Source organism: Klebsiella sp. JN_Kp127, assembly GCF_040062505.1.
Taxonomy (GTDB): Bacteria; Pseudomonadota; Gammaproteobacteria; order Enterobacterales; family Enterobacteriaceae; genus Klebsiella; species Klebsiella quasipneumoniae.
The window spans coordinates 23,009-47,336 of the sequence record NZ_JBEAHS010000048.1 but is presented as its reverse complement, the minus strand read 5'-3'; the positions used below and the strand labels follow the sequence as shown (position 1 = coordinate 47,336).

24 protein-coding genes are annotated in these 24,328 nt (G+C 59.0%); 14 read left to right on the top strand and 10 right to left on the bottom strand.

Features of this window, described 5'->3' with window-relative positions; translation table 11 throughout:
- Positions 1-306: 306 nt before the first annotated feature.
- From ABLV04_RS18420 to nqrM, 7 genes are read left to right on the top strand one after another with little or no spacing between them, the layout of a single operon-like run.
- Positions 307-1,650, top strand: a complete 1,344-nt coding sequence (locus ABLV04_RS18420) for a Na(+)-translocating NADH-quinone reductase subunit A (protein ID WP_023288504.1) — start codon at positions 307-309, stop codon at positions 1,648-1,650.
- A gap of 3 nt (positions 1,651-1,653) precedes the next feature.
- Complete coding sequence (locus tag ABLV04_RS18415; protein WP_023288505.1) at positions 1,654-2,892, top strand: NADH:ubiquinone reductase (Na(+)-transporting) subunit B; 1,239 nt, start codon at positions 1,654-1,656, stop codon at positions 2,890-2,892.
- Entirely contained in the window at positions 2,885-3,679 is a 795-nt protein-coding gene (locus tag ABLV04_RS18410; protein WP_032453038.1) for a Na(+)-translocating NADH-quinone reductase subunit C, read from the top strand. Before ABLV04_RS18415 ends, ABLV04_RS18410 begins: the two co-directional genes overlap by 8 nt.
- Complete coding sequence (locus ABLV04_RS18405) at positions 3,672-4,310, top strand: NADH:ubiquinone reductase (Na(+)-transporting) subunit D (protein WP_023288507.1); 639 nt, start codon at positions 3,672-3,674, stop codon at positions 4,308-4,310. Before ABLV04_RS18410 ends, ABLV04_RS18405 begins: the two co-directional genes overlap by 8 nt.
- A 6-nt stretch (positions 4,311-4,316) precedes the next feature.
- A complete protein-coding gene (gene nqrE / locus ABLV04_RS18400) occupies positions 4,317-4,913 on the top strand; it encodes an NADH:ubiquinone reductase (Na(+)-transporting) subunit E (RefSeq protein ID WP_004177335.1) in 597 nt (198 codons plus the stop codon).
- A 12-nt stretch (positions 4,914-4,925) separates the two neighbouring features.
- The gene (gene nqrF / locus ABLV04_RS18395) at positions 4,926-6,149 is read left to right on the top strand and encodes an NADH:ubiquinone reductase (Na(+)-transporting) subunit F (RefSeq protein ID WP_004204637.1); all 1,224 of its coding nucleotides are present in this window, start codon (positions 4,926-4,928) and stop codon (positions 6,147-6,149) included.
- A gap of 2 nt (positions 6,150-6,151) precedes the next feature.
- Positions 6,152-6,367 (top strand): (Na+)-NQR maturation NqrM, encoded by a 216-nt coding sequence (gene nqrM / locus ABLV04_RS18390; protein ID WP_004204638.1) that lies wholly within the window; start codon positions 6,152-6,154, stop codon positions 6,365-6,367.
- Between the two features lie 261 nt (positions 6,368-6,628).
- On the opposite strand, the gene ABLV04_RS18385 is transcribed toward nqrM, so the two are convergent.
- The gene (locus ABLV04_RS18385) at positions 6,629-7,489 is read right to left on the bottom strand and encodes a glycerophosphodiester phosphodiesterase family protein (RefSeq protein WP_048334101.1); all 861 of its coding nucleotides are present in this window, start codon (positions 7,487-7,489) and stop codon (positions 6,629-6,631) included.
- A 159-nt stretch (positions 7,490-7,648) separates the two neighbouring features.
- Here ABLV04_RS18385 and dinB point away from each other — a divergent pair, with 159 nt between their 5' ends.
- Positions 7,649-8,704, top strand: coding sequence for a DNA polymerase IV (gene dinB, locus ABLV04_RS18380; RefSeq protein WP_048296767.1), 1,056 nt, complete (start codon positions 7,649-7,651; stop codon positions 8,702-8,704).
- 2 nt (positions 8,705-8,706) lie between these two features.
- Entirely contained in the window at positions 8,707-9,153 is a 447-nt protein-coding gene (locus ABLV04_RS18375; RefSeq protein ID WP_044521129.1) for a GNAT family N-acetyltransferase, read from the top strand.
- A gap of 45 nt (positions 9,154-9,198) precedes the next feature.
- Here the strand turns inward: ABLV04_RS18375 and pepD are convergent, their stop codons facing one another.
- Complete coding sequence (gene pepD / locus ABLV04_RS18370; RefSeq protein WP_023288511.1) at positions 9,199-10,656, bottom strand: cytosol nonspecific dipeptidase; 1,458 nt, start codon at positions 10,654-10,656, stop codon at positions 9,199-9,201.
- A gap of 256 nt (positions 10,657-10,912) precedes the next feature.
- On the opposite strand from pepD, the gene gpt reads away from it, so the two are divergent.
- From gpt to crl, 3 genes are all read left to right on the top strand, one after another.
- Positions 10,913-11,371, top strand: a complete 459-nt coding sequence (gene gpt / locus ABLV04_RS18365; protein WP_002889733.1) for a xanthine phosphoribosyltransferase — start codon at positions 10,913-10,915, stop codon at positions 11,369-11,371.
- A 105-nt stretch (positions 11,372-11,476) separates the two neighbouring features.
- Positions 11,477-12,721: an esterase FrsA gene (gene frsA, locus ABLV04_RS18360; RefSeq protein ID WP_023288512.1), complete on the top strand. Its 1,245-nt coding sequence runs from the start codon at positions 11,477-11,479 to the stop codon at positions 12,719-12,721.
- Positions 12,722-12,778: 57 nt separating this feature from the next.
- Positions 12,779-13,177, top strand: a complete 399-nt coding sequence (gene crl / locus ABLV04_RS18355) for a sigma factor-binding protein Crl (protein ID WP_002889793.1) — start codon at positions 12,779-12,781, stop codon at positions 13,175-13,177.
- A gap of 97 nt (positions 13,178-13,274) precedes the next feature.
- On the opposite strand, the gene csiR is transcribed toward crl, so the two are convergent.
- The 6 genes from csiR to glaH all read right to left on the bottom strand — a co-directional run bounded on the left by csiR (position 13,275) and on the right by glaH (position 20,590).
- Positions 13,275-13,967 (bottom strand): DNA-binding transcriptional regulator CsiR, encoded by a 693-nt coding sequence (gene csiR, locus ABLV04_RS18350; RefSeq protein ID WP_180266401.1) that lies wholly within the window; start codon positions 13,965-13,967, stop codon positions 13,275-13,277.
- A 45-nt stretch (positions 13,968-14,012) separates the two neighbouring features.
- On the bottom strand, positions 14,013-15,413 hold the full coding sequence (gene gabP, locus ABLV04_RS18345) for a GABA permease (RefSeq protein ID WP_032453065.1): 1,401 nt from the start codon (positions 15,411-15,413) through the stop codon (positions 14,013-14,015).
- Between the two features lie 135 nt (positions 15,414-15,548).
- Entirely contained in the window at positions 15,549-16,832 is a 1,284-nt protein-coding gene (gene gabT / locus ABLV04_RS18340) for a 4-aminobutyrate--2-oxoglutarate transaminase (protein ID WP_023288515.1), read from the bottom strand.
- Between the two features lie 12 nt (positions 16,833-16,844).
- Complete coding sequence (gene gabD, locus ABLV04_RS18335; RefSeq protein WP_180266402.1) at positions 16,845-18,293, bottom strand: NADP-dependent succinate-semialdehyde dehydrogenase; 1,449 nt, start codon at positions 18,291-18,293, stop codon at positions 16,845-16,847.
- Between the two features lie 23 nt (positions 18,294-18,316).
- Complete coding sequence (lhgO, locus tag ABLV04_RS18330) at positions 18,317-19,585, bottom strand: L-2-hydroxyglutarate oxidase (protein WP_180266403.1); 1,269 nt, start codon at positions 19,583-19,585, stop codon at positions 18,317-18,319.
- A 27-nt stretch (positions 19,586-19,612) separates the two neighbouring features.
- Positions 19,613-20,590, bottom strand: a complete 978-nt coding sequence (gene glaH, locus ABLV04_RS18325; protein WP_180266404.1) for a glutarate dioxygenase GlaH — start codon at positions 20,588-20,590, stop codon at positions 19,613-19,615.
- A 466-nt stretch (positions 20,591-21,056) separates the two neighbouring features.
- Between glaH and ABLV04_RS18320 the strand changes: the two genes are divergently transcribed.
- The gene (locus tag ABLV04_RS18320; protein WP_044521137.1) at positions 21,057-21,314 is read left to right on the top strand and encodes a YjhX family toxin; all 258 of its coding nucleotides are present in this window, start codon (positions 21,057-21,059) and stop codon (positions 21,312-21,314) included.
- A gap of 57 nt (positions 21,315-21,371) precedes the next feature.
- Complete coding sequence (locus tag ABLV04_RS18315; protein WP_032453047.1) at positions 21,372-22,121, top strand: class I SAM-dependent methyltransferase; 750 nt, start codon at positions 21,372-21,374, stop codon at positions 22,119-22,121.
- A gap of 40 nt (positions 22,122-22,161) precedes the next feature.
- Here the strand turns inward: ABLV04_RS18315 and ABLV04_RS18310 are convergent, their stop codons facing one another.
- Complete coding sequence (locus tag ABLV04_RS18310) at positions 22,162-22,800, bottom strand: glutathione S-transferase family protein (RefSeq protein WP_101978122.1); 639 nt, start codon at positions 22,798-22,800, stop codon at positions 22,162-22,164.
- 217 nt (positions 22,801-23,017) lie between these two features.
- Positions 23,018-24,280, bottom strand: coding sequence for a PTS transporter subunit IIC (locus tag ABLV04_RS18305; protein ID WP_023288522.1), 1,263 nt, complete (start codon positions 24,278-24,280; stop codon positions 23,018-23,020).
- Between the last annotated feature and the right edge of the window lie 48 nt (positions 24,281-24,328).

Genomic DNA, 24,328 nt, shown 5'->3' with positions numbered 1-24,328 from the left:
ATTTTTTCGCAAGGGCGACGTGGCGGCGTTTACAATTCCGCCTCACTTTATACCCTGCCAGCGACGAAAACACAGTGAGAACTTTGCGCAATAGCTCGCATTTTAGAAGCACTTATTGCCTCTCGCGCTACAGCCGACGCTCACGAAATGTTACACTTGCGCCGGTTCATCACCAGAGTAAGAAAGGATGCTTCTCTTCCGTCCTGAGCGCATCTGGCGCCGTTTCGCCCTTTCTTCTCTGCCATTCTGTCAATAAGCTGGCCCCGGCCTGCGTCGGGGTTGAGGTTACGGATACCTGCTAACGATATGATTAAAATCACAAAAGGGCTGGATTTGCCCATAGCTGGCATGCCATTACAGCAGATTTCTCCCGCGCCAGCGGTGAAGCGCGTCGCGCTACTCGGCGAAGAGTACGTCGGCATGCGTCCCGCCATGGCGGTCAAAGAAGGCGATCGGGTCAAAAAAGGTCAGATCCTGTTCGAAGATAAAAAGAACCCCGGCGTCTGCTTTACCGCCCCGGCGAGCGGGGTCGTCAGCGCGATCCACCGCGGTGAACGGCGCGTGTTGCAGTCGGTGGTGATTGATATCGAGGGCAATGACGCGGTGGCGTTTACGCGTTACGCCGCGGACGCGCTGGCTGAACTGCCGCGCGACACCGTGCAGCAGCAGCTGCTGGCGTCGGGCCAGTGGACCGCGCTGCGCACACGGCCATTCAGTAAAACGCCGCTCCCGGGCAGCGTGCCGGCCGCCATCTTTGTCAACGCTATGGATACCAATCCGCTGGCGGCGGAGCCGCAGCCGATTATTCTGGCCGAACGGGCCGCTTTCGACGCTGGCCTTACCGTGCTTACGCGTCTGACCGACGGGAAAGTCCACGTCTGCCAGCCCAGCGGCGGCAAGCTCGGCGGTCATCCTGTCGGCCAGGTCAGTTTTAACCAGTTTAGCGGGCCGCACCCGGCGGGGCTGCCGGGAACGCATATTCATTTCCTCGAGCCGGTGAGCCTGAATAAGCAGGTCTGGCACCTCAATTATCAGGACGCGATCGCCATTGGTAAGCTTTTCCTCGACGGGGAGCTCTACTGCGAACGGGTGATCGCGCTCGGCGGCCCGCAGGTGATATCGCCGCGACTGGTCAAGACGACGCTGGGCGCCAGCCTGGACGATCTGCTGGCAGGCGAGTTGCAGGAGGGGGAAAACCGGGTCATTTCCGGCTCGGTGCTCAGCGGCACCCGCGCCCATGGCCCTCACGCCTTTCTCGGGCGCTTCCATCTGCAGGTGAGCGTGGTTAAAGAAGGGCGGGAAAAAGAGCTCTTCGGCTGGGTGATGCCGGGCAAAGAGAAATTCTCGATTACCCGCACCACGCTGGGCCATTTCTTCAGGCGCAAGCGCTTTCATTTCTCTACCGATACCCACGGCGGCGAGCGGGCGATGGTGCCGATCGGCAATTACGAGCGGGTGATGCCGCTTGATATCCTGCCGACCATACTGCTGCGCGATCTGCTGGCCGGGGATACCGACAGCGCTCAGGCGCTGGGCTGTCTGGAGCTGGATGAAGAAGATCTGGCGCTGTGCACCTACGTCTGCCCCGGTAAGTATGAATATGGCCCTGCGCTGCGCAGCGTATTAACCCGGATTGAGCTGGAAGGATAAGAGATGGGCTTAAAGCATCTGATTGAAAAAATTGAGCCGCATTTCACGCACGGCGGCAAGCTGGAAAAATATTATCCGCTGTATGAAGCGGCGGCGACCATCTTCTACACACCAGGCCAGGTCACCCGCGGCGCGGCGCACGTGCGCGACGCCATCGACCTCAAGCGGTTGATGATCCTCGTGTGGTTTGCCGTCTTTCCGGCGATGTTCTGGGGGATGTATAACGTCGGGCTGCAGACCATACCGGCGCTGCATAAGCTTTACGGCGCCGAACAACTGCAGCAGGCGATCGCCAACAACTGGCACTACAGCGTCGCCCAGTGGTTAGGGGTGAGCTTCAGCGCCGACGCCGGCTGGCTGAGCATGATGACTCTGGGGGCGGTCTTCTTCCTGCCGATCTATATCACCGTCTTTATCGTCGGCGGCTTCTGGGAAGTGCTGTTCGCTATCGTGCGCAAGCATGAAATCAACGAAGGCTTCTTTGTCACCTCGATTCTGTTCGCGCTGATCGTCCCGCCCACGCTGCCGCTGTGGCAGGCGGCGCTGGGGATCTCCTTCGGGGTGGTGATCGCTAAAGAGATTTTCGGCGGTACCGGGCGCAACTTCCTCAACCCGGCGCTGGCGGGGCGCGCGTTTCTGTTCTTCGCCTATCCGGCGCAAATCTCCGGCGACCTGGTGTGGACGGCGGCGGACGGTTTTTCCGGCGCTACGCCGCTCTCCCAGTGGGCCAGCGGCGGCGGTGAAGCGCTGGTTAACGTCGCTACCGGCATCCCGGTGAGCTGGATGGACGCCTTCCTCGGCAATATTCCGGGCTCGATTGGCGAAGTCTCCACGCTAATGATCCTGATCGGCGGCGCGATCATCCTCTTTGGCCGCGTCGCGTCCTGGCGCATCGTCGCCGGGGTGATGATCGGTATGGTCGCCACCGCTACCCTGTTTAACGTTATCGGCTCCGACACCAACCCGATGTTCGCTATGCCATGGTACTGGCATCTGGTACTCGGCGGCTTCGCCTTCGGCATGATGTTTATGGCGACGGACCCGGTATCCGCCTCGTTTACCGATAAAGGGAAATGGAGTTACGGCGTGCTGATCGGCGTGATGTGCGTGCTGATCCGCGTGGTGAACCCGGCTTATCCGGAAGGGATGATGCTGGCGATCCTCTTCGCCAACCTCTTCGCACCGCTGTTCGATTACCTGGTGGTGCAGGCCAATATTAAGCGGAGGAAGTCGCGTGGCTGAGAAGAAAAGTAACGATAGCATCGGCAAAACGCTGCTGGTGGTGCTGGTGCTTTGTCTGGTCTGCTCCATCGTGGTAGCGGGCTCGGCCGTGGGGCTGAAATCCCGCCAGCAGGCGCAGCGGGCGCTGGATAAGCAGCGTAATATCCTGGCGGTGTCCGGCCTGATGCAGCCCGGCATGGATGCTGATGCGGTCGCCGACACCTTCGCGGCGCGCATTTCGCCGCGACTGGTGAATCTGGCGACCGGCGAGCTGCTGGAGAAGGACCCGGCAAAATTCAATCAGGCCCAGGCGCTGAAGGATCCGCAGCAGAGTATGGCGCTGGATGCCAGCCAGGATCCGGCGGGGATTAAACGCCGCAGCAATCTGGCGGAAATCTACCTGGTGCGCGACGCGCAGCAGAAGATTGAGCAGGTGGTGTTGCCCATTTATGGCAATGGCCTGTGGTCGATGATGTACGCCTTCGTGGCGCTGGACGTCGATGGCCGCACGGTGAAAGGCATTACCTACTATGACCAGGGGGAGACCCCGGGGCTGGGCGGCGAAGTGGAGAACCCGAACTGGCGCCAGCAGTTTGTTGGCAAGCAGGTGCTGGATGACAACGGCATGCCGGCGCTGAGAGTGGTCAAAGGCGGCGCGCGCGCTGGTGACCTGCATGCGGTTGATGGCTTATCGGGCGCCACGCTGACGTCAAATGGCGTACAGCACAGCTTTGATTTCTGGATGGGTGAACTGGGCTTTGGTCCGTTCCTGAAAAAGGTGCGTGAAGGAGGGCTGAACAATGGCTGAACAGAGCGAGATGAAAGAGGTGAAGCGCGTGCTGGTGGGGCCGCTCATCGCCAATAACCCCATCGCCCTGCAGGTGCTGGGCGTCTGCTCCGCGCTGGCGGTCACCACTAAACTGGAAACCGCCTTCGTGATGACCATTGCGGTGACCCTGGTGACGGCGTTCTCCAGCATGTTTATCTCGATGATCCGCCACCACATTCCCAACAGCGTGCGCATCATCGTTCAGATGGCGATCATCGCCTCGCTGGTTATCGTGGTGGATCAGCTACTGCGGGCTTTCGCCTATGAGACTTCCAAGCAGCTGTCGGTATTCGTCGGGCTTATCATCACCAACTGCATCGTGATGGGCCGCGCCGAAGCTTACGCCATGAAGTCGCCGCCGCTGGCCAGCTTTATGGACGGTATCGGCAACGGTCTCGGCTACGGCGCGATCCTGATTATCGTCGGCTTCCTGCGCGAGCTTATCGGCAGCGGCAAGCTGTTCGGTATCACGGTGCTGGAGACGGTGCAGAACGGCGGCTGGTATCAGCCGAACGGCCTGTTCCTGCTGGCGCCGAGCGCGTTCTTCATTATCGGTTTACTGATTTGGGCCCTGCGTAGCTGGAAGCCTGAACAGCAGGAAAAGGAGTAATCGATGATGGCTCATTACATTAGCCTGTTTGTCCGCGCGGTGTTTGTTGAGAACATGGCGCTGGCCTTTTTCCTCGGGATGTGTACCTTCCTCGCGGTGTCGAAAAAGGTCTCCACCGCCTTCGGCCTCGGCGTTGCGGTGACGGTGGTGCTGGGTCTTGCCGTACCGATCAACAACCTGGTGTATAACCTGGTGCTGCGCGACGGCGCGCTGGTGGAGGGGGTAGACCTCAGCTTCCTGAACTTCATCACCTTTATCGGGGTGATCGCCGCGCTGGTGCAGATCCTCGAGATGATCCTCGATAAGTACTTCCCGGCGCTATACAACGCGCTGGGGATCTTCCTGCCGCTGATTGCGGTTAACTGCGCGATTTTCGGCGGTGTGTCGTTCATGGTGCAGCGTGATTACAACTTCCCGGAATCCATCGTTTACGGCTTCGGCTCCGGCATCGGCTGGATGCTGGCCATCGTGGCGATGGCGGGGATCCGCGAAAAGATGAAGTACGCCAACGTGCCTGCCGGTTTGCGCGGGTTAGGGATCACCTTTATCACTACCGGGTTGATGGCGCTGGGCTTTATGTCCTTCTCCGGCGTGCAGCTATAAGGGCGAATAAGTATGGAAATTATTCTTGGCGTCGTGATGTTCACGCTGATTGTGCTGGTGCTGTCGGGGCTTATCCTGGCAGCGCGCTCAAAGCTGGTGAACGCGGGCGACGTGGTTATTGAGATCAATAACGAAGCGGATAAGCAGATCCGTACCCCGGCGGGGGATAAGCTGCTGAACACGCTGTCCAGCAACGGGATTTTTGTCTCCTCCGCCTGCGGCGGCGGCGGCTCCTGCGGCCAGTGTCGGGTGACTATCAAAGAGGGTGGCGGCGATATCCTGCCGACCGAGCTTTCGCATATTACCAAACGCGAAGCCAAAGCCGGCTGCCGTCTGGCCTGCCAGGTCGCGGTGAAGCAAAACATGAAGATTGAGCTACCGGAAGAAATCTTCGGCGTCAAAAAATGGGAATGCGAAGTTATCTCCAATGATAACAAAGCCACTTTCATTAAAGAGCTCAAGCTGCGGATCCCCGAGGGGGAGGTGGTGCCGTTCCGCGCCGGGGGCTATATTCAGATCGAATGCCCACCGCATAAAGTGGCCTATGCTGACTTCGATGTCCCGGATGAATACCGCTCGGACTGGGACAAGTTCAACCTGTTCCGCTACGTCTCTGAGGTGAAAGAGCCGACCCTGCGCGCCTACTCGATGGCTAACTATCCGGAAGAGAAGGGCATCATTATGCTCAACGTGCGCATTGCGACGCCGCCGCCGAAGGTGCCGGATGCCCCGCCGGGGATCATGTCGTCCTATATCTGGTCGCTGAAGCCGGGCGATAAGGTGACGATTTCGGGGCCGTTCGGCGAGTTCTTTGCCAAAGAGACCGACGCCGAGATGGTGTTTATCGGCGGCGGCGCCGGGATGGCGCCGATGCGTTCGCATATTTTCGACCAGCTCAAGCGCCTGCACAGCACACGCAAAATCAGCTTCTGGTACGGAGCGCGCTCGCTGCGCGAGATGTTCTACGATGATGAGTTTGAACAGCTGGCGCGGGATAACCCGAACTTTACCTTCCACGTTGCGCTCTCCGATCCGCTGCCGGAAGATAACTGGACGGGGCATACCGGCTTTATCCATAACGTTCTGTACGAGAACTATCTGCGCGATCATCCGGCGCCGGAAGACTGCGAGTTCTACATGTGCGGGCCGCCGGTAATGAATGCCGCGGTGATTAAGATGCTGAAGGATCTGGGCGTCGAGGACGAGAATATTCTGCTCGACGACTTTGGAGGCTGACGATGCTGACGGTGTTTGTCGCAACCTTTGTGATTTTTGCGCTGGTGATCCTCGGGATGTCGCTGGGCTACCTGGTGAAGCGCAAGAGCATTCAGGGCAGCTGCGGCGGGATCTCCTCGCTGGGACTGGAGAAAGTCTGCGACTGTCCTGAGCCCTGCGACGCGCGTAAGAAACGTCTCGCCCGCGAGGCGCAGCGCCAGCAGCGGCGCATTTTGTAATCTGTGAGGTTTCCGGGCAGATTGCGCTCCCGATATTTCTTTTGCGTGATGCCACTCATGGCGCAGGGAGCGCACCGGGGGCGGCCAGTCGCCGCCGCCCCGGGCTCCGGCCAGCACCGGCAGTTTCAACTGCCCCAGGCCCGGCGGTGAGTTAACAGCCAGTCCTGGAAGGGTAGGCCGGGTAAGGCGTAGCCGCCACCCGGCAACAACATGCCAGCAACGTGAGGCCGCTTTCGCGGCCTTTTTTAGCCATTGACTCCCTTACTGCCAGCTTTTCGCCTGCGCCGGGGAATCGACCATTACGCCGTCAGCGCCCAGCTCTTTCGCCGTGCGGTAATCTTCCGCACTGTTGATGCCGAAGAAGATAATGTGCGCTTTACCCTGTGAGCGGAAGCAATCCATCGCCTCTTTATCCCAGGTGAGCGTCGCCGGGGAGACCCCTACCCCAAGGGTGAATTTCTCCACCACCTCTACCTTGCGCTTCAGCTCCAGCCCATACCACTGCTCGCCTTCGCGCTGGCTGGCAGGCTGGCACTGATGGCTGAGCGAAATACTGGCAAGTCTGGTGCGGGTTTCGCTGCGGGTGACGAAGCGGGGAATAGCCGGCGGCAGCGCGGCGATATAGCGGTCTTCGGTGGAATAGACCCGCACGCGATCGAGGCTGTGCGTAGCTTTTAACACCGCAAGCAGGCGCTCGCCCATCACGGTCGGGTCGGCATCCGGAGATTTAATGTCGATGTAGAAGAACGTGTGCGGCCATTGCTGCAAAACGGCTTGCAGCGTGGGAATGGTGGCCTGCCTGCCGCGCCAGGGGTGGCTGTCATCACCCCATTTCCAGCCGGCATCGACTTTCGCCAGCTCGGCGGCGGTCAAACTGGAAACGTTGCCCTCGCTATTGGTCAATGCGGAAAGATCGCTTGACCGGTAGAGCACCGGCACGCCGTCGTGGCTTAACTGCACCGTGACCCAGATGGCCTCGGCGTTATTCTCCAGCGCCAGCTTAATGGCCGGCAGGGTATTTTCTGGCGCATCGCCGGTGCCGCCGCGATGGGCAATCAGCTGCGGGGCGGCCCAGGCGCCTGCGGAGGCCAGCAGGCAAAGTGCGGTAAGTATTTTCTTCATGATTATATCTTCCAGATTTATCGGTTAACTTTATGAAAATAAACATAATTTATTGCATTTTTATGTTGTAACCGTTTTTCTGGGCGATGAAATAAAAAAAGCATAAAATTAGCAGCGAGTTTTGCTATGCTGTATGGGTATACAGTGTTGAGTCTGACGATGCGTAAAATTATCCATGTCGATATGGACTGTTTCTTTGCGGCGGTGGAGATGCGCGACAACCCGGCGTTGCGCGATATACCTCTCGCGATAGGCGGCAGTCGGGTACAGCGTGGCGTGATTAGTACCGCGAACTATCCTGCGCGTAAGTTTGGCGTGCGTAGCGCCATGCCGACGGCGACGGCGCTCAAGCTGTGCCCGCATCTCACACTGCTTCCCGGCCGCTTTGATGCCTACAAAGAAGCCTCGAACCATATCCGCGAAATTTTCTCCCGCTATACCTCGCGCATTGAGCCGCTGTCGCTGGATGAAGCCTATCTTGACGTCAGCGACAGCGTGCATTGTCACGGGTCGGCCACCCTGATCGCTCAGGAGATCCGCGAAACCATCGAACGGGAGCTGCGCCTCACCGCCTCGGCGGGGGTAGCGCCGGTAAAGTTTCTTGCCAAAATCGCCTCCGACATGAATAAACCCAACGGCCAGTTCGTTATCGCTCCCCATCAGGTGGCTGAGTTTGTACGGGCGCTGCCGCTGGCGAAAATACCCGGCGTCGGGAAGGTATCGGCGGCGAAGCTGGAAAATATGGGCCTGCGTACCTGTGGCGATGTGCAGAACAGCGATCTGGCCATGCTGCTTAAGCGCTTCGGTAAATTCGGCCGTATTTTGTGGGAGCGCAGCCACGGGATTGATGAGCGGGAAATCCATAACGACCGGCAGCGCAAGTCGGTGGGGGTGGAGCGGACGTTAGCGGAAGATATCCATGAATGGTCAGAGTGCGAAGCGATTATCGAAAATCTCTATCCCGAACTGGAGCGCCGGCTGGCGAAGGTCAAACCGGACCTGCTGATCGCCCGTCAGGGTATTAAACTGAAATTCAATGACTTCCAGCTGACCACCCAGGAGCACGTCTGGCCGCAGCTGAACAAAGCGGATCTGATTGCCACCGCGCACAAGGCCTGGGATGAGCGCCGCGGCGGACGTGGCGTGCGCCTGGTTGGGCTCCACGTGACGCTGCTCGATCCGCAGCTGGAAAGGCAGCTTTTATTAGGGATTTAACCATGCACATTCGTCCTTACCGCGACAACGATTTACCACTGCTCTGTCGGATATTTCTGCGCGCGGTGCGGGAAACGGCCTGCCGGGACTATACTCCGGCGCAGATCGCGGCCTGGGCGCAGGTGGATGAGACACGCTGGCGGCAAAAGCTGGCTGATGCAAACGGGCTGGTGGCGGAGATAGAGAGTCAACCGGTTGGCTTTATCACCGCCATCGGGACGCATATCGATTTGCTCTTTGTCTCGCCGGATCACGGCCGGCAGGGTATCGGCGGCGCGCTTATCGAGGCGCTCTGCGCTCAGTATCCTGCGCAAATCCTGACGGTGGACGCCAGCATTACCGCGAGACCCTGTTTTACGGCCCATGGCTTTAAGGTGGTGGCTGAGCAGCGGGTGGCGGCGCGCGGGGAGTGGTTTATTAACTACCGGATGGAAAGCGCGGGACGCTAAGGTGAGGGGGAGAAACCGGCGGCGGGCTGCCGCCGGTGGTGGTGCTTATTTAGCCGGAATGGCTTTCAGCAGCTCGGTCAGCAGCGTCCAGTACTGGCCGACGCTCTCGATATGGACCTGCTCATCCGGGGAGTGCGGACCGGTAATGGTTGGCCCGATGGAGACCATGTCCATCTCCGGATACGGTTTTTTGAACAGGCCGCATTCCAGACCGGCGTGGATGATCTGGATGTTCGGCGTCTTGTTGAACAGACGCTGGTAAGTCTCGCGCACCAGGTGCATCACCGGCGAGTTGGCGTCCGGCTGCCAGCCAGGGTAAGCGCCTTTGGCTTCGGTTTTCGCCCCCGCCAGTTTACCCAGAGATTCCAGCATGCTGACCACATAGTCTTTGCCGCTGTCGATCAGCGAGCGGATCAGGCAGTGGATCTGCACATTGTCATCAGTCATGGTGACGACGCCGACGTTCAGCGAGGTTTCTACTACGCCTTTCGCCACGTCAGAATTGCGGATAACCCCGTTCGGCGTGGCGTTCAGCAGGCGGATGAAACCGTCGCGGGAGGCCTGAGTCAGCGCCGCTTTGTCGTTCTCTACCGCTTCCAGGAGCACCGCCAGGTTCTTCTCTTTGGCCGCCAGCTCGTTTTGCAGCAGCGCCTGGTAAGTATTCACCAGCGCTTTCAGCGCATCGGCTTTATCCGCGGCGACGGCGACGGTCGCGTACGCTTCGCGCGGGATGGCGTTGCGCAACGTACCGCCGTTGAAATCGACCAGACGCAGATCCAGCTCATCGGCATGACCGGCAAGGAAGCGCGACAGCAGCTTGTTGGCGTTACCCAGACCGAGATGGATGTCACCGCCGGAGTGGCCGCCCTTCAGCCCTTTTAAGGTCACTTTAAAGCTCTGGAAACCGGCCGGAATCGCTTCGCGGGTCAGCGCCAGGTTAGAGGTGAAATCGATCCCGCCGGCGCAACCCATATAGATTTCGCCTTCTTCTTCGGAGTCGGTGTTGATCAGGATATCGGCCTGCAGCCAGTTGGCCTGCAGACCGAAGGCGCCGTCCATACCGGCTTCTTCGGTCATGGTCAGCAGCACTTCCAGCGGGCCGTGAGCGACGCTGTCGTCGGCCAGTACCGCCAGTGCGGACGCCATCCCGATACCGTTGTCCGCGCCCAGCGTGGTGCCGCGCGCTTTCACCCATTCGCCGTCAATGTACGGCTGGATCGGATCTTTGGCGAAGTCGTGGACGGTGTCGTTATTTTTCTGCGGCACCATATCGAGGTGCGCCTGCAGCGCTACCGGCTTACGGTTTTCCATACCGGCAGTCGCGCCTTTACGAATCAGAATGTTGCCAACCTGGTCGCGTTCCGCGTGTAAGCCTTTTTCTTTTGCCCAACCCATAATGTGCTCGGCGAGCTGTTCTTCGTGATAGGACGGGTGCGGGATGGAGCAAATCTTGGCGAAAATATCCCAAAGCGGCTGTGGGGATAGTTGAGACAGTTCAGACACGGTAAGTCTCCTTACAGACTCCTGCATACAGCGGTTGCAGGACGAGGGTTAGCGTTAAAATACACACAAGCCCGGGCTTGCGCGATGGGGGTGAGAATACCACTTTCCACCGCCGCAGGTAGTGTAAACAACGCAAAAAGCGTTGCGCAAACCGCTTAACACTGGTTTTTAGTGCGTCAGATCTCTATAATCTCGCGCAACCATTTTCCCCCTCGAACATTATTTAAGCCGTATTACACAGGCTGGGACACTTCACATGAGCGAAAAATACGTCGTCACCTGGGACATGTTGCAGATTCACGCCCGCAAACTGGCCAGCCGTCTGCTGCCGGTTGAGCAATGGAAAGGCATTATTGCCGTTAGCCGCGGTGGACTGGTACCGGGGGCCTTACTGGCGCGTGAACTGGGCATTCGTCATGTTGATACCGTATGCATCTCCAGCTACGACCATGATAACCAGCGCGAGCTGAAAGTGCTGAAACGTGCGGAAGGCGATGGCGAAGGCTTTATCGTTATCGACGATCTGGTGGATACCGGCGGGACCGCCGTGGCGATCCGCGAAATGTATCCCAAAGCGCACTTCGTCACTATTTTCGCCAAGCCGGCAGGCCGTCCGCTGGTGGATGATTATGTGGTTGATATTCCGCAGGATACCTGGATTGAACAGCCGTGGGATATGGGCGTGGTGTTTGTACCGCCTATCGCAGGTCGTTAATTCTTCAGGACAGTGCTATTTACCACGCCCGGCTTGCCGGGCGTGGTTTTTTTTATCCTCTAGCAGGTTACAATATTCGGAGTGGCACTACGACGGAGACTGCACATGTCACAGGCTAACCTCAGCGAAACGCTGTTTAAACCTCGCTTCAAACATCCCGAAACCTCTACGCTGGTGCGCCGGTTTTCTGCCGGAAAACCCCAGGCGATGCAGTCAGCGCTGAGCGGCAATCACGTCGAACACTGGTACCGTCTGATCAATCGCTTAATGTGGATCTGGCGCGGCGTAACCCCGCAGGAGATCCTTGATGTGCAAGCGCGCATTGTGATGAGCGAGGCCGAACGAACGGATCCCGAGCTGTTCGATACCGTCATCGGCTATCGCGGCGGCAACTGGATCTTTGAGTGGGCGAAAGAGGCGATGCAGTGGCAGCAAAAGGCCGGCCAGGAAGCCGATCCTTTGCTGAGCGGCCGCCACTGGCTGCATGCTTCGAACCTGTACAGCATTGCCGCTTATCCGCATATTAAAGGCGATGAGCTGGCGGAACAGGCGCAGGCTTTAGCCAACCGGGCGTATGAAGAGGCCGCCCAGCGGCTGCCTGGCGCCCTGCGCGAGCTGGAGTTCACCATCCCTGGCGGTTCGCCGATCACCGGCTTTTTGCATATGCCGAAAGGCGAGGGGCCGTTTCCGACGGTGCTGATGTGCGGGGGGCTGGACTCGCTGCAGACGGATTATTACAACCTGTATGAGAACTACTTCTCACCGCTCGGCATTGCCATGCTGACCATTGATATGCCCTCCATCGGCTTCTCGTCAAAATGGACGCTGAATCAGGACACCAGCCTGCTGCATCAGCACGCGCTGCGCCATCTGGAAAATGTGCCATGGATCGACCATACCCGGGTCGCCGCCTTCGGCTTCCGTTTTGGCGCCAATATTGCGGTGCGTCTCGGTTACCTGGAACCGCAGCGGCTGAAGGCCGTAGCCTGTCTGGGGCCGGTGGTCCACGGTCTGCTGGTGGATCCTCTGCATCAGGGGCGCGTGCCGGAGATGTACCTCGACGTGCTGGCCTCGCGGCTGGGCATGCATGACGCGTCCGATGAAGCGCTGCGCGTGGAGCTCAACCGCTACTCGTTAAAAACCCAGGGACTGCTGGGACGCCGTTGCCCGACGCCGATGCTCTCCGGCTTCTGGAAGGACGATCCGTTCAGCCCCGAAGAGGAGTCGCGGTTAATCACCTCGTCATCTGCCGATGGCAAACTGCTGGAGATCCCGTTTAACCCGGTGTATCGCAATTTTGATCACGCATTGCGACAGATCGCCCGCTGGATCAACCATAGATTTGGTTAATTTATTGCTAAATTCTATTGGTTTGGTAAAACAGTTGCATCACTAAAGGAGATCGCAATGACGTTACCGAGTGGACACCTGAAAAGTAAGTTGATCAAGAAATTCACGGCGCTAGGGCCTTACATTCGCGAAGAGCAGTGCCATGACAACCGTTTCTTTTTCGATTGCCTGGCAGTTTGCGTCAACGTTAAGCCCGCACCGGAGAAGCGTGAATTCTGGGGCTGGTGGATGGAAATGGAAGCACAAGAGTCACGTTTCACCTATAGCTACCAGTTTGGCCTGTTCAATAAAGAAGGGTCATGGCAGGCTGTCGACATTGACGACCCGGAAGTGAGCGACAGACTGGAAAAAACGCTGCGCGAGTTTCACGAGCGCGCCGCAGCGCTGCTGACCACCTTTAATCTGAAGCTGGAACCGGCCGACGATTTCAGCGAGCCGGTTCGCCTGCGCGCCTGATTGATCTACAGATACGATTTCTCCACGCCCGTGCGGCGTGGAGGAGCGTGACGAAGGCTTTGCCGCCCCACCCGCACTCTCCACCCCGCCACCTGACTCACACTGCCTGCGGCTGCAGCTTGCCGGCCATCGCCTGCTGAATAATCGGGATCGGCGTCAGTAAGTGCTCGCGCATCAGCGCGCTGGCCTGCCCGGCGTCGCGCGCCAGAATAGCGTCCACCAGGGTCTGATGCTGGACATGCTTATCTTCCAGCATCTCCACCGACAGGACGGTGGTGCGCAGCCAGATAAAACGGTAGCGGGCCGCCAGATCGAAGAGCCGCTCGCGCATTTGCAGCAGATACTGCGAACCGCAGCCGGCTACGATGGCGGTGTGAAACGCCTGGTGGCGCTGGTCCCACTCATCGAGTAAGCGCTCACTTGCCTCGCACGACTCCAGCTTGTTGAGCAGATGGGCGCGGGCCAGCAGCTCCGCCTCCCACTCATCGCCGCCGCGCTCGATGGCGAGGCGCACCAGCATGGCTTCCATGTTGGCGCGCGCGTCGAAGATATCGAGAAGCTCCTGTTCCGACATGGGCGCCACCCGATAGCCTTTCTGATTGACCACCGTCACCAGCCGCTCGGCCACCAGCTGCGAAAGCGCCTCGCGCAGCGGACCGACCCCCAGGGCATAGCGCGAGGTCAACAGGCTCATCCGTAGCTTCTCATCGGGTTGGTAGACCCCGCGGATGATGTCGTTTTTTAACCAACGGTACCCGTCAATGGCCGTCGCCTGGGAAATGGCGGTCATGATCTTACTCCTGAATACTCTTCCCGGCGGGGGCCGGGAACAGGGTTAACGCGTATTTTGCAGCGGCAGTTTTTGCCACAATACCAGCTTTTTCCAGCGCGACATAATCGGTACCGTACAAATAATTCCCAATGCTAACAGGCCGGTAGAGATCACCTCCAGCTGCTGCGCCGGACGGAACAGCATCACCACCAGCACGAAGGTGATAAAGGCGATCACCAGCCAGGTCAGGTACGGATAGAGCCACATTCTGAGACGGATCTCGCCGCCTTGCGCCTGAAGGATTTTACGCATCCGCAGTTGCGAAACGGCGATCACCAGATAGACCAGCAGGGCGATGGCGCCGGAGCTGTCGATGAGGAATTTAAACACCTTGGCTGGCGCGTAGTAGTTCACCACCACGGTGAGGAACGCCGCGCCGGTGGAGAGGAGCACCGCCACGTACGGCGTTTTGCTGCGGTTGGTCCGCCCCATGAAGGCCGGCGCATCGCCGCGGCGGCTCAGGGAGTAGAGCATCCGCGAGGCGGTATACAGCGCCGAGTTCAGACAGCTGGTGACCGACAGGAGGATCACGCCGTCCATAATCAGCTTGGCATAGGGAATATGCAGCAGCTCGAGCACCGAGCGGTAGGAGCCGATGCTCTTCAGCCCCGGCATATTCCATGGGATGAGGGCGACGACGATAAAGATCGAGCACAGATAAAAAATAGAGATACGCCAGATCACCGAGTTGGTGGCGCGCACGATATGTTTATCCGGGGTATCCGATTCGGCGGCGGCAATAGTGACAATCTCCGCGCCCATAAACGAGAACATGGTGATCAGCATCGCGCTCAGCACCGCGCCGAAGCCGTTGGGCATAAAGCCGCCGTGATCCCACAGACGCGAAATGCCGCTCACTTCGGCATACGGATAAAAGCCGGTAATGGCGACCGCGCCCAGTATGATAAACGCCAGAATAGCGACCACTTTGCACAGCGCCAGCCAGAACTCGAATTCACCGTAGTTTTTGACGCTCAGCAGGTTACTGCCGGTGAGGGCGAGGGTGATGACCAGAGAGAACAGCCACACCGGGACGCCCGGCACCCATGAATGCAAAATAATCGCCGCGATATTGGCTTCCAGCGGAATAACCAATACCCAAAACCACCAGTACAGCCAGCCGATGGTATACCCCGCCCAACGGCCGATGGCTTTATCGGCGTAGGTGGAAAAGGAGCCGGTATCCGGCGTGGCGACCGCCATTTCGGCCAGCATACGCATAATCATCACCACCAGTAGCCCGGCAAACAGATAGGCCAGCAGCACCGCCGGGCCTGCCTCGGCAATGGCGACGCTGGATCCGACAAATAAACTCGCGCCGATCACCCCGGCGATAGATAACATCGTGACGTGGCGCGACTTCAGCCCCGCCCCTAAATCCTGTGATTGCGACAGTTGCCCCATCATTTACCCTCTCGAAGTGTGTCACCTGGGAGAGCGCCCCGACATTCCCGCGCCGGGGCACGCGTATTATTGTTGTTTTGCAGGTCTCGTCTTTATTCCCTTACTAACGTACTTCGTGTCCGCATGTCTGTTGTGCTATGCCTGTTTCGCCTCGGTAAAGCAGTCGGCGATGATCTTCAGCCCCTGCTCGATCTGCGCCTCTTCGATGGTCAGCGGCACCAGGATGCGCAGCACGTTGTAGTACGGCCCGCAGGAGAGCAGAATCAGACCTTTGTCGCGCGCCCGGGCGACAATATCCGCCGTCAGCCTGGCGTTCGGCCTGCTGTGGTCGCCCTCTTCAAACAGCTCAATGGCGATCATCGCTCCCAGACCGCGCACGTCGCCGATCTCCGGATGATCTTCTGCGATCGCCAGCAGGCCCTGGCGCAGGGTATCGCCGAGCTGGTTGGCTTTTTCCAGCAGATTCTCCTGCTCGAAAATCTGCAATACCGCCAGGGCGGCGGCGCAGGCGATGGGGTTGCCGGCGTAGGTGCCGCCCAGTCCGCCCGGGGCGATGGCGTCCATCACCTCCGCGCGGCCGGTGACGCCCGCCAGCGGGAAACCGCCGGCGATGGATTTGGCGAAGGTGGTGATATCCGCCGCGACGCCCATCTGCTCCATGGCGAACAGGGTACCGGTGCGGCCCGCGCCGCTCTGTACTTCATCGGCGATGAGCATAATGCCGTGCTCGTCGCACAGGGCGCGCAGGCGCTGCATAAAGGCCGGGGAGGCGGCATAGAATCCGCCTTCACCCTGCACCGGCTCGATAATGATGGCGGCGATATCTTCCGGCGCGGCATCGTTTTTGAAGATACGATGGATGCTGGCGATCGCCTCTTCATCGCTGACGCCGTGCAGCGCGCACGGATAGAGGGCGCGATAGACGTGACCCGGCATTAAGCCCATACCGGCGGAGTATGGATTCACTTTACCGGTCAGTGACAGGGTGTAGTGAGTGCGGCCGTGATAGGCGCCGGTGAAGGCGATCGCGCCGCTGCGCCCGGTTGCCGCGCGGGCGATCTTCACTGCGTTCTCCACCGCTTCCGACCCGGTGGTCACCAGCAGGGTTTTCTTGGCGAAATCACCAGGCACCTTCTGGTTCATCTTTTCGCACAGCGCCAGGTAGGGCTCGTAGGCCAGCACCTGGAAGCAGGTATGGGACAGCTTTTTCAGCTGGTCCTCCACGGCGGCGACAATCTGCGGATGCAGGTGGCCGGTATTGAGCACCGCGATACCGCCGGCAAAATCGAGATATTCCCGCCCTTCGACGTCCCACACCCGGCAGTTTTCCGCGCGCTCGGCGAAGACAGGATGGATCTGGCCGACGCCGCGCGGGACCGCGTCGTTGCGACGCGCCATCATTGCTTTATTGCTGTTCATCCGTCACTCCTGTTAAAGGCCAATACACATGTATTTGATTTCTAAGTAGTCTTCGATGCCGTACTTCGACCCTTCGCGGCCGAGGCCGGAGGCCTTAACGCCGCCGAACGGGGCGACTTCGGTGGAGATAATTCCGGTATTGATGCCGATGATGCCGTACTCCAGCGCTTCGCCGACGCGGAACACACGGCTCAGATCGCGGGCGTAGAAATAGGCGGCGAGACCGAACTCGGTATCGTTGGCCTGGGCAATGACGTCGGCTTCATCTTTAAAGCGGAACAGCGGGGCCAGCGGGCCGAAGGTCTCCTCTTTCGCCACTTTGGCGCTGTCGGGCACGTTGACCAGGATGGTGGGCTGGAAGAAGTTGCCGCCCAGGGCGTGCGGTTTGCCGCCGGTAACCACCTTTGCGCCTTTGGCGATGGCGTCGGCAATGTGTTCTTCAACTTTGGCGACGGCTTTCTCGTCGATCAGCGGGCCGGTCGTGACGCCCTCCTGCAGGCCGTCGCCGATGCGCAGTTTTTCCACCGCCTGCTGCAGCTTCTCGGCGAAACGGTCATACACCCCGTCCTGGACGTACAGGCGGTTGGCGCAGACGCAGGTTTGCCCGGCGTTGCGGAACTTCGACGCCAGCGCCCCCTCGACGGCTTTATCGAGATCGGAATCGTCGAAGACGATAAACGGCGCGTTGCCGCCCAGCTCCAGGGAGACTTTTTTGATGTCTTTCGCGCACTGCTCCATCAGCTGGCGGCCAATCTCGGTCGAGCCGGTAAAGGAGAGCTTGCGTACCAGCGGGTTGCTGGTCAGTTCGCCGCCGACCGCGCCGGCTGAGCCGGTGACGACGTTGAACACCCCGGCGGGGATCCCGGCGCGATTCGCCAGTTCGGCCAGCGCCAGCGCGGAAAACGGCGTCTGGCTGGCCGGTTTCAGGACCATGGTGCAGCCCGCGGCCAGCGCCGGGCCCGCTTTGCGGGTGATCATCGCCGCCGGGAAGTTCCACGGGGTGATGGCGGCGGTGACGCCGATGGGCTGCTTAATCACCAGCAGGCGCTTGTCGGCCTGGTGGCCCGGAATGGTGTCGCCGTAAATGCGTTTACCTTCTTCGGCGAACCATTCAATAAAGGAGGCGGCGTAGCTGATTTCGCCTTTGGCTTCCGCCAGCGGTTTCCCCTGTTCGAGGGTCATCAGACGGGCGAGATCGTCCTGGTTCTCCAGCATGAGATCGAACCAGCGGCGCAGAATATTCGCCCGCTCTTTGGCGGTGAGGGCGCGCCAGGCGGGAAGGGCGCGGTTAGCGGCTTCGATCGCTTGTCGGGTTTCGTCAGCGCCCATTTTCGGCACGCTGCCGAGCTGCTCGCCGTTGGCGGGGTTGGTCACCGCAATCACGTCGCCGTTGGGCGCATCGCGCCACTGACCATCAATCAGCGCCTGCTGGCGAAACAGAGTCATATCGTTGAGTTGCATAATCGCTTCCTGTCTTCAGGGGGTTAACGGGTAAAAGCGGCGTGTAGTGTCTCCACGCTACGTGCCGCACGCAGCGTGCGTCCGGGATTGCTCTGGCTGGCCAGCAGGGTCTGCACCTTGCTGACGATATGCGCGCCGATCGGGATAGCCGACGTCGCCGCGGGTGACGGCGCGTTACAGGTGTGAATGGAACGCGCGGTGGTGACGAAGAGAAAATCGTCGATCAGTTTGCCCTGCGGCGACACCGCCTGCGCCCGCACGCCGGCCGGCCACGGGCGCAAATCGCTTAATGTCAGGCTCGGGCAGTATTTCTGCACCAGCCGCAGATAGCCGCTTCGGCACAGCGAATTTTTCATTTCGCCCAGCCCGGAGCGCAGGTTGTTTTGCAGTACCCGGCGAATGCCGGGCGAGGTGAGGATCTCCAGGGTATCGGCCAGCGAAATATCGCGCTTGCGATAGCCTTCGCGCTTCAGGGCCAGCACGGCGTTGGGGCCGACGGTGACGCTGCCGTCGATCATGCGGGTCAGGTGGACGCCGAGGAACGGCATCGCCGGATCGGGGATCGGATAGATCAGATGGTTGACGATCTGATTGTGCTGCGGAGCGAGCTGGAAATATTCCCCGCGGAACGGGCAGATGATAAACCCGGGATCGACGCCGAGCATTTTCACCAGTCGATCGGCCATCAGCCCGGAACAGGTAATCAGCGTCGAGGCCTCATACTCGCCGCCCTGGCGGGTGTGGACGACCACGCCGCTGGCGTGTTCTTTCAGGGCGCTGACTTCGGCGTTGTAGACGATGGCGCCGCCTTTCGATTCGAAGTTCTTCGCCATCGCCGCCGCCACGTCGCGGTAGCTGACGATGCCGCTGGAAGGGACGAAGATCCCGCCGAGTCCGCTGATGTTCGGTTCGCGCTCGCGCAGCTCCCCGGCGCTCAGCCATTCCCGCTGCAGGCCGTTGGCGGCGGTGCGATCCCACAGGGCGCGCATCCGCTCCATCTCCAGCGGCGAGGTGGCGACCAGCATCTTGCCGCAGACGTCGTAGCGGATGCCGTTCTGCTCGCAAAAGGCTTTGGTGGCGCGGTTGCCGGCGAGGCAAAACTGCGCCTTGAGGCTGCCGGGCGTGTAGTACACCCCGGCGTGGATCACGCCGCTGTTATGGCCGGTCTGATGGCAGGCCGGGCCGGCCTCTTTTTCCAGCAGCGTAATGCGGGCATCCGGGTAAATCTCAATTAACTGCATGGCGGTCGACATGCCGATGATGCCGCCGCCGATAATCACGAAATCATACATCCGCTCAATTCCTTCGCCTGAAAACCCTTATTGATGAGTCTGGTAATGATTCGTGGAATACGCAAAGTAGCCGCGCTGGCGCATCAGCTCGCGGCGCAGGTCCGGGTGCGGCGTAAAGCGGTCGCGGCCGTGCAGCCAGAACAGGTTGTTTATCAACAGAAATTTGCCTACCGGAACCGGTACAGAAAGAATGTTTTTGCTGGTCTCCAGCGCGTCGGAGAGGCGGCTCAGCCAGGTGCCTTCTTCGAAATCTTTCGGCTGGACGAACTGGTCGATATAGCGCATCACCGGGCGACCCAGCTGGTCGACGTCGAATACCGGGTGGAAGACATCTTTGCTGACGTTTTTGCTCGGCGGCGCGGCCCAGCGCATCGGGCGGCGGGCGAGCGGGTCGCGGAAGAATTCGTCGAGGTGCTCCCAGTCGTCGAGATGCAGCAGCAGGGAATTGCCGCCCTGCATGTTCTGCTCGTCGATCTTCATCATCAGCACATAGTCGGTTTGCTCTTCGACGTAGGTGCCGTCGTTGTGCAGCTCCATCACCCGGTGCGGCTGGCGCAGATAGCTGTCGGAGTTATCGACGTTTTTCACCACGAAACGGGCGTAATACTGGCCGCTCATGGCGTCGAAATTGGAACGGCCAATCAGGTGCGCCACGGCGGTGGCCAGCTTGACCATCTCCTCGGCCTGGCTGACGTGATCGATCCCTTCGCCGTTGATCAGCAGCACGCCTTCCGCGCGGTCGAGCAGCGTTTTGATCAGCAGCGGCTGCAGCTGGTTGCCGCACAGATCGTCGAGGATCTTGCCCACCTGAAAGCGTAAGAAAGATTTGTACTCCAGCGCCTGCACCGGCCACTGCGTGACCTGCTGCAGAAACTGGGCGGTGGTGTCGGCGGAAAAGGTGAGCTCCAGCAGGCGCGGCGACTGGGCGGAAGGGGCGACGGTAAAGCCAGGGAATTGTTGAGCTAACGGCGCGGATGTCGGTTTTACTGCGGTCAGGGCGTTCATCAGGATCGTTCCTCGCAATGGAATGGAAGGTCAGGGTGATGTTCATTTCGTAGCCATAAATTAAAAATATCTACATTTTTATAAAATGCGTACGAAATGGCCTTTTTGTTTCTATTTTGTGATCTGACAACAATTATTTAACAATGCGAGAGAGATAAGGCGGTGGTTAACGTTGAGGAACAAAGCGGGGGGCGGAAAAGGCAAAATGCCGGGGAGGGTGAAGGTAAATCATAACGCCGATCACAGTTTTTAATCTGTGCAATACCCTTACCAGATGAAGGTGTTAACATTCAGCCGGTAAATACCTTTCAATGCTCACCGAGGCTTCGATGCTGGAGAATGTCATTATCAGATAATCAGCTTCCCGACCTGCCCAGGCCGGACTGATTATCGCTGCGCTTAAACCTTACGCACACACCTGCGGGTGTAGGCATGTTTTCGCACATGATAATGAACAGGTTTCAGTATGAATTTATCCCGTCAGGAACAACGGACCTTACACGTACTCGCCAAAGGTGGCCGTATTGCGCACGTCCGTGATACCTCCGGCCGCATTACCGCCGTCGAATGCTACACCCGGGAAGGGCTGTTGCTGAGCGACTGCACCCTCGCGGTCTTCAAAAAGCTCAAAACCAAAAAGCTGATTAAGTCGGTGAATGGCCAGCCGTACCGGATCAACATCACCGGTTTGACCAACGTTCGCGCGCAGGCGGACAACCGCTGATACAGCGACCCGGGCAGGGTCGCTGCCCGGGCGTATGGCTCTCAAGGAGAAAAAACCATGATCGATATCCCTCGCATTTTTACTATCAGTGAAAGCGAACACCGTATTCATAACCCTTTTACCCCGGAAAAGTACGCCACGCTGGGGCGGGCGCTGCGAATGGCGCCGGGCGCCTCCATTCTTGACCTCGGCAGCGGCTCCGGAGAGATGCTCTGTAGCTGGGCGCGCGATCATCAGATCGTCGGCACCGGGGTGGACATGAGCCTGCTGTTCAGCCAGCAGGCGGCCGCCCGGGCAGAGGCGCTCGGGGTGAGCGACCGGGTGACCTTTTTGCACCAGGATGCCAGCGGGTATGTCGCCAGTCAGCCGTGCGATATTGCCGCCTGCGTGGGGGCAACGTGGATCGGCGGCGGCGTGGCAGGCACGATTGCGCTGCTGAAGCAGAGCCTTAATCCAGGCGGCATGCTGCTGATCGGCGAGCCATGGTGGCGCAAACGCCCCGCCACGGCGGAAGAGGCGGTTGCCTGCGGCGCGCACTCTCCCGACGACTTCCTGACGCTGCCGGCGCTGGTCGCCCACTTCGGCGAACTGGGCTATGACGTAGTGGAGATGGTGCTGGCGGACCAGGAGGGCTGGGATCGTTATGAAGCGGCGAAATGGCTGACGATGCGCCGCTGGCTGGAGGCCAATCCGCACGATGACTTCGCGCCGGAGGTTCGCCAGCAGTTGACCACCGCGCCGCTGCACCATGTCACCTGGACCCGGGAATATCTCGGCTGGGGCGTGTTTGTCCTGATGGCGCGTTAACCAGCGTGTCGGTAGCGTCGGGAGGCGCTACCGACCATCTTCAGACCTTCAGCTCGTCGTAGCTGACCATGACGTGTTGGCGAAAGGCGGGCCGTGCGGTTAGCCGTGCATAATAGGCCGCAAGATGGGGTAGGGGGCGACGGGTGATATCGATTGCAAAGTAGCGGTACAGCACATGACCAAACTGGATGTCGGCCAGGGTGAGCGTATCGCCCACCAGATAGCGACTGCCGGCGAGACGTTCCTCGGCAATCGCCAGCTTTTGCTCCAGGGCCGTCACCGCCGCGGCGATGGCCTGCGGATCCCGCTCGGCGGCAGGCGTGCGCACCACGCGCCAGAACACCGGCGCCGTAAAGCCGAGGGCAATATTCTGCTTTGACCACTCGGCCCAGCGATCAATCTCAGTACGAGCCAGCAGGTCGCCCGGCCAGAAGGCGTCGTCGGCGTAGCGACTGGCTAAATAGCGAAGGATCGCGCCGGTTTCCCACAGCGGCGGATTATCGCCATCCTGCAGCACTGGCACCGTACGATTGGGATTGAGCTGATAAAACGCCTCGCTGTCGGTACCGCCATAGCGATGGCCCACGTCGAAGCGGAGATAGTCCAGCCCAAGCTCGCCAACACACCACATCAGCGCCTGCACGTTAGAGGAAGTTTTTCGGCCCCAGATAGTCAGCATCGGGATCTCCTGTGAACAGGGAAAGAAGGAGCATAGCAGGTAGAGTTGAAAACGGGAGGGGTCACAAAAGAAATGAGCCACCTCGCCGCGCAGGGGGCGGACGCGCTGGTCAGATGTTCAAACCAGGGGCGTCGCTGAGCCAGCTATTCAGCGCACAGAATGAGAGGAAGAAACAGAGGGCAACAGTTTGCCCTCTGTTTACTTAAGTGGTCTTGTACTAAGGTGTGGCGCTAAAAAACTCGCCAAATTTGACGGCCAGCCAGCCGACAGGCGTCGTGGCGCCGCCGACGATATTGGTGATCTCGGCCATCCCTTCCGGTACCGGAATATGTGAGTTCACCGCCGCCTGAGTATATTCTTGCGAAATGTCCGTCCCGACATACAGGATGCAGGTCACGATCAGGGTTCCGGTTATGAACATGCGGAACATATTTCGTTTACAGAACGGCGTGACCATTGCCAGCAGGAACATTAACGAAGCCAGATCGACAAAGGGCAGTACGCGGTTGCCGGGCAGAATGATAGACAGCACCACAGCCATAGGGATTAACAGCAGACCGGTCGCCAGTACCGAAGGTTCACCGATCAATAACGCCGTATCCATCCCGATGTAAAAATCGCGCCCCGGAAATTTAGCCTTCAGTTTTGCTTCAGCTGCATCACGAACAATCAACAATCCCTGCACCAGAATTTCAATCATTTTCGGCAGCAGCAGCATGGCGGCTGAAACCTTAATGGCCAGTGAAACGGCAGCGGAAATGTCATATCCAGCCAGGAAAGCCAACAGCAGTCCCAGCACAAACCCCAGGGTAAGAGGCTCGCCAAAAACGCCGAATTTTTTATTAATACTTTCCGGATCGAAATTGATTTTATTGATGAGCGGGATCTTATCAATGATGTAATTACAGGCAATGCCAAACGGCACGTAAGCTATACAGGTAAGATGTGGGAATGATATCCCTTTAAGATTATAGTTTTTTTGTAAATACGGCGCCGTTAAATCTGCGGCCAATAGCGTCAACACAAAAATAGCGAAAGTAATACCGACAGAAAGCCAGTAATTTCCCGTTCCGGCATAGACCACAGACCCCATGATCAGGAAAATCCAGTAGTTAAAAATATCGATATTCACCGTTTTGGTTAATTTCAACAGAAGCATGGCCAGGTTGATGACGATAAAGCCCACCACGACGGGCAGCATCAGCGGCGAACCCCAGCCAATAGTCGATGCGGTAGGCCAACCGGTATCAACGACCGTTAACTGCAGGCCGATACGCTCAACCATCGCCTGCGATGCCGGGCCCAGGTTTGTCAGCAGCAGGCCAATCACCAGCCCCACCCCTTCAAAACCAATGCCGACCAGCATCCCTGCTTTAAATGCCGTACCGATTTTAACGCCAAAGCAAAGCGCGATAATAAAGAATATTACTGGCATCATTACTGATGCCCCCAGACTAATAATGCTGTTGATAATATCCATAATGATTCCTTAAAAGGCGGGCGAATTGGGCACGAGTTAACCCGTGCC